Source organism: Clostridium sp. DFI.1.208 (assembly GCF_024463855.1).
Taxonomy (GTDB): Bacteria; Bacillota_I; Bacilli_A; order Erysipelotrichales; family Erysipelotrichaceae; genus Clostridium_AQ.
Genome location: NZ_JANGCA010000114.1, coordinates 1 through 4613, shown reverse-complemented (window position 1 = coordinate 4613; position 4613 = coordinate 1). Strand labels below are relative to the sequence as shown.

Annotated in this window: 5 protein-coding genes; all 5 read right to left on the bottom strand. The window is 44.9% G+C overall.

Going from position 1 to position 4613, the window contains the following annotated elements; genetic code table 11:
* Positions 1-187 precede the first annotated feature (187 nt).
* On the bottom strand, positions 188-520 hold the full coding sequence (locus NE665_RS23250; RefSeq protein WP_008729091.1) for a hypothetical protein: 333 nt from the start codon (positions 518-520) through the stop codon (positions 188-190).
* A gap of 29 nt (positions 521-549) precedes the next feature.
* The gene (locus NE665_RS23245) at positions 550-984 is read right to left on the bottom strand and encodes a hypothetical protein (protein WP_008729092.1); all 435 of its coding nucleotides are present in this window, start codon (positions 982-984) and stop codon (positions 550-552) included.
* Between the two features lie 245 nt (positions 985-1229).
* Positions 1230-2228, bottom strand: coding sequence for a hypothetical protein (locus tag NE665_RS23240; RefSeq protein ID WP_002610761.1), 999 nt, complete (start codon positions 2226-2228; stop codon positions 1230-1232).
* Positions 2229-2394: 166 nt separating this feature from the next.
* A complete protein-coding gene (locus tag NE665_RS23235) occupies positions 2395-4224 on the bottom strand; it encodes a hypothetical protein (protein WP_002610762.1) in 1830 nt (609 codons plus the stop codon).
* The coding region (locus tag NE665_RS23230; RefSeq protein WP_256302661.1) for a hypothetical protein at positions 4214-4613 on the bottom strand (400 nt) is incomplete at its 5' end. The genes NE665_RS23235 and NE665_RS23230, both read right to left, overlap by 11 nt.

Sequence of the window (4613 nt, the reverse complement as noted above, 5' to 3'; positions counted from 1 at the left end):
CAACATCGGTATCGACCAGTATGAGACTGCCGGTGGATATCGTGGGCTCCATCGAACCACTCAGGATACAATAGATCCGGAAATGACCGCATAAACATAAGGATACCAAAACCAATAGAATGGTCAACGCTATGCTACCTATTCGTTTCGTTCGTATCAGCTCCTTTTTTTGGGGGGGATAAAAAGGTCAACGATTTGATTTTATAAGACCCTTTAAATAAAATACTGTCAGCGCTGTCATGCATATCGTACAGCCGGATACGGTGACGCTTACTGCATAGTCCAGTATTAAGATATCAAAGATTCGTTGTTTGATCCTAAGAAACAGCATTGGAATAGTAACTAGGTTTATGATCAAGCCAGCAACTATTATCACATTTGTCCTATACCGATTTTTCTTTCTTCTTTCCCTTTCCATCTGGATCAAACACTTTTTTTCTTCTTCATCTGCGGCATGTTTGATCTGTTCGATCGCATCGAATGCAGATAAATGAGCGATACCTTTCAGCCATCTTGCCATGTATGTTTCTTCCTTTCTTTTCGCATGAGCTATTGCAGATATCTTCTTACCTCATCCATGATCATTTTTTCTTTCGTCCGTCGATATTGCTTGATGAACGCATGTATCAGGCAGATGAGCCACGGCAGGAGGATCATCGCAGGTACACTGACAGATATGAGCAGGATCGTGCTTCGATATTCCTGATCAGCTATCGTGGGAAGGACAGCAAGCAGCTTCTTCACATAGAAAGACAAAGATATCGTCATCATCAGCCAGATCATCGAAGAAAAGAAGAGTATCCATTTCTTACATATACATCTCGCACTGATCTCTATATAGCTCAGTAGGAATTCATCCTCATTCATGGAGAGGTATCGCAGTTTCTTTTCTTTGAAGCTCGATAACGCCTTTTCATGACGATATCGATAGCTTATTCTTTCGATTGCTTTATGAAGCAGCTTATGTTCTGTATGCTTTTCCATATCAGATTCTCCTTTCCATATCGAAAGCCTTCGATCGACGAGCAAAAAAACGGGAAATCTCCCGCATATTTTGAAAATGTCATATATCATCGATCAAGGTATAGCCTTTCTTCATTCCAATTTTATAAGTTACCTGGCAACTTGCCAGGTAATGCTTTCTAAGATAGGGATACCTCGTTCGTAGATCACCTGCCATCTGCATCCTTTCAATAGAATGACTATGAAATAGATTGGCCTTATCGACTTCAGGCTAAATTTGCCTTTGGCTTATAACGACCGATATCTAGGACCCTTGACATGCCGATATCGGATAGATACACTAGATCCAAATGTATCGAAGCATGTAAATGGTCTTTGAACTGTAATAATCGTTCTTCCAATAGCATCATTTGCTGCTCATAGATCAAAGTATCTGTTATATCTATATTTTGATAAAAGCCGACTTTCCCGTCGAACTTATAAACGATTTTTAGACCCGGATCTTCTGCCAGTATGAAGTCATGACTTTCTTCTCCCATGTGCCATATCTTGTATCGGCTATTTTCGTTTACGAAGGCTTTTACAAGCGCTGTGTGGAGCTCTTCGAATAGATCTATTTCTTCATCCTTACAAGATACCTGATATTCGATGGCATACGGTACGATGACAGGATCTTTTCTATCTCCGTTGTTATCCGGAAGTATGGATTGCGCCTTTAGACAATATGCTGAATATTGGGGAATATAGAGGTCTGTGAACCAATCATTCACTTTTCTGAACTCACGTGTTTTGAATATGAATTCATCTTTTGGATCACATACACATATATCTTCGATGGAACAGATCATCTCGACCTGTTTTTCTGAAAATTTTCTATATTCCTGTTTTCTCATTACTACTGGGATGAACCTGTTCTTATCTGTGATCTGCAATCTCTCCGCACTGTTTTCTAGCTCATATTCAAAACGCCCTTCCTGTTGCGGATAGAGAAATGCAACTCCATATTCTTCCGATTGAAGGTTCCTTACGACCGGCGAACAGGATACCACATGTACTTCATCATGTTTACGATCATATGTTATCATTTTAGGAACGAATGTATCAGGTTCACATATGGGCGCAAAACAGCTCAGATATCCTTTGACTCTGATCCGATCACCTGGTCCTATGACCTTATTTCTGATCTGTTGCTTTATTTCTGAAAGAGGATATTCTTTCACAGTAACTATGCGGATCACATGGAAGATATGTTTGAATAAGTCCATGACCTTACCTCCCATCATTGTCCTATCTTTTGTGAAAAGCTACCTGGCAAGTTGCCAGGTACTGTCTTTTCCTGATGGATCTATCACGCTCGTGGACTACCTGTCATGAAAACTGATGTTTGAATGATAGGGAATAGATCCATGTGCCTAGTCTTCAATTCCTTGGTCATGCCATCTCCTTCAACTCGTTCTCTGTCGCAAGGACATGCAATGGGATATGACGGTCTCCACAGACGAACAATGCATCACCCATACGCAGCTGCTCGATCAGTCCTTTCTCATTCTCATTGACGGTGATGAACTTGCTCAGATCGTTGGTCCCGTCGCGCTCCAGATGCATGATCATCTTATAGACGCTGTTGTTGAAGATCGCTTTTCCATGTACGAGGATGTCTTTCCCCGCAAAGTCCTTCGGCTCCTGCGTCGCGATCGTACAGACATTGTGATACTTTCTGGATCTTCGCGTGTACTGTGCTACTCTTTCCGCACTCATCGGCGTCAGTATCTGCGTATGCGCCTCATCCAGAACGAAAGCAGACTCTACGGACTCATCCAGACACAACGACCAGGCAAATTGGTACATGATGTGATTCAGCGCATTGATCAATGTCAGCGGCTTCTCCAGCAGCGTCTTCGTACCGAACGCGATGATATCCTTCGATAAGTCCTCCTGACCCAGCGATGTATGTCCATTGAAGTAGATCGACCATTCTTTGAGCAGTGGCTTTATCTTCAGCCGCAGATCCCGCAGCAGCTCCAGCTCCTTCGTATCGGCATGCGGCTGCTTCTGACACTCCTCTATGCTCTTCTGCAGACGTACGTCGAGATCGGAGAAGGTCGGATATGCAGAAGCCGGAAGTCCACGGAAATCCGTTTCCGGCGTCAATCCATGATCGGCATACAGCATGACCATCTGATCTCCTACGATGGAAAGGGTGTCATCACTGATAGAGGGTACGAGATAGCGCAGGATAATCTTGACATCATCGACACAGTTGTATATGGCAAGCTCTGTATCCCATTTGACGCTGGCGTCCTCATCCTCTTCCACGGAGATCGGCTTCAGATCGAAGACATTGATGATATGGCCTCGCCGCCCCCAGTTGATGAACGTACCTCCATAACGCTTCGTCAGGGAGTTGTTCTTGTTCTCCGGGTCTATCCAGATGATCTTTTTGTGTGTACGGATGTAGAAACGGATCAACAGCTTCATCAGTGTAGACTTACCGAATCCGGTACCTCCGACGATGACGAGATTCCCACTCAGGCGATTCAGTGCCCGGGCACTCATCGGGTCATCGAGCCATTGGAATTGATCGAATAGGATCGCTCCTTTATTCATCAGCTCATGTCCCAGCAGGAAGCCGTCACGATCCTTCAGTGTTTCGAATACGAACGGATAGAGACCGGCCAGACCTAGTGAAGGGAGCGGGATACCGATATTCTTTTCCACTTCAGCAGGGAGGAGACTGTCGACGAACAATGGGGAAGCGACCCGCATCAGATTCTCCTGCATGACGGGAGCACTGGTCAGCTTGAAGCCCTCTGCCCGTAAGCGGAGATTGAGATCCTGACATCGTTTGTTCACCTCCTTTTCTGTGTCAGCATAGACGCTGAAGACGATGGTGATGTTCCAGGTCACATCGTGATTATCGATGATCTCCTTGATGTAGGTATTCAATGAGATCAGCTCATTCTCCAGGATCTCTCTCCTCGTCGGGTCGTTCCCGCTCTTCTGATATTCTCTGCTCTTATCATTGTATTCCTTCTTCAGCATACCGGCACAGTCCAGATCCAACGGCTCCGTACGCATGAAGACCTTGATCTCCGGATTCGAAACGTAGGAGCTCAGGAGACCGAGTTCGAATTGTCGGGGGAGCTCGGTGACGAGCAGAGATTTGATATAACGGTCTCCCAGGATGTAGTGGCCTCTTTGGATCTTCAGTCCGATCGGCTGGAACGTACTTTTTTTCTTCAACAGGTCATTATTCCACATGTTCTCCCTCCTTCCGAAGTCTGTAATAATCATCATAATCGAAATCCGGTTCATGATAGTTGTCTTTCGATAGGAAGATATCTTCACTCTCCTCTGCCAGACAGCTGAAGACACCTCGTGAGAAATAATAATCATTGATCAGCGGATTCTCATACATATAAGCGACATAGTCGTAGAGATCGTGCATGTTCAGGTCCTTCGTCCGAAACCCGGCATACTGAAGCTCTGCGACCAGCTCGTCATAGTTCTTCATCAGAGTCGCTTCATCCTCATCGCGCAGCATCAGAAAGAATTCCAGCTCACGATGTGTATCCTGGAACCAAGTGACCTTTTCAAAATCATTTTGGATCATCGCACGGATGCGCGGATCCTCTTCCTGCGTCTCTTCC